Here is a 994-nt window from a genome sequence, read left to right on the forward strand (position 1 = left end):
CTTATTTTCAAAGGCTTTTCGAGGCACCGACTGGCTTGTTTGCGTTGCCGCTTGCCCTGTCGATGGTGGCGCATTATAGGGAATAGAAACTTTCTGGCAAGCAGATAATTGCAAAAAGATGGCTTTCATCAACTGTTCGCTCACAAAGCCACCAATGCGCATATTAAGCGAACGAAATCAGCCCGCGACAGGCACTGAAACAGCGAAATCGTGCAGGTTGTCGTAGATGGCATCCGCCAAGGCGATGCCGGCATCGGTCACAGGTTTGCCAGTACGCACCATGACTTTATGACCAACCTTGGCACTGGCTGCCGCTTTCAGGTCGGAAGGTTTGTCGCCAACCATATAGGAACGGCCCATATCAATACCCAGCTCCTGTTGTGCCAGCAGCAGCATGCCGGGTTCCGGTTTGCGGCAATCACAAGGGGCGCCGTGATCCGGGTGATGTGGACAGAAATAGATACCGTCGAGATCCACATCCCGATCGGCCAATGACCAATCCATCCATTCAGTCAGGTTCATGAAGTCGTCCTCACTGAAATAGCCGCGGGCGATACCAGACTGGTTGGTGACGACGATCAACAGATAGCCTTTCTTCTTCAGCAGCTGCATGGCTTCGATCACACCGGGCAGGAAATGGAAGTCGTCTACCTGACTGACATAACCGGTGTCTTCGTTGATGACACCGTCACGGTCCAGAAAAATGGCGGGCTTGCTCACTGGGGACTACCTCAATAAATGATTTTGCAAAGTATCTCATAGGGCACAAGGCCCAAAAAGAAAAAGGGGCGGCCGAAGCCACCCCTTTTCATGTTTGCATATAACGAATCGATTAAGCGATTACGCTAGCTACAACACCGGCACCTACGGTACGGCCACCTTCACGGATGGCGAAACGCAGGCCGTCGTCCATCGCGATCGGCGCAATCAGGGTAACAACCATTTTGATGTTGTCGCCTGGCATTACCATTTCAACGCCTTCCGGCAGTTCGAT

The 994-nt window shown here is 52.2% G+C and carries 2 protein-coding genes; both read right to left on the bottom strand.

All coding sequences use genetic code 11. The features are described from left to right. Window positions 1-177: 177 nt before the first annotated feature. Entirely contained in the window at window positions 178-720 is a 543-nt protein-coding gene (gene gmhB, locus BN1118_RS13410; protein ID WP_043142605.1) for a D-glycero-beta-D-manno-heptose 1,7-bisphosphate 7-phosphatase, read from the bottom strand. 112 nt (window positions 721-832) lie between these two features. Further along, the coding region (locus BN1118_RS21235) for an EF-Tu C-terminal domain-related protein (protein WP_080771121.1) at window positions 833-994 on the bottom strand (162 nt) is incomplete at its 5' end.

The organism is Aeromonas bestiarum, from assembly GCF_000819745.1.
Lineage (GTDB): Bacteria > Pseudomonadota > Gammaproteobacteria > Enterobacterales > Aeromonadaceae > Aeromonas > Aeromonas bestiarum.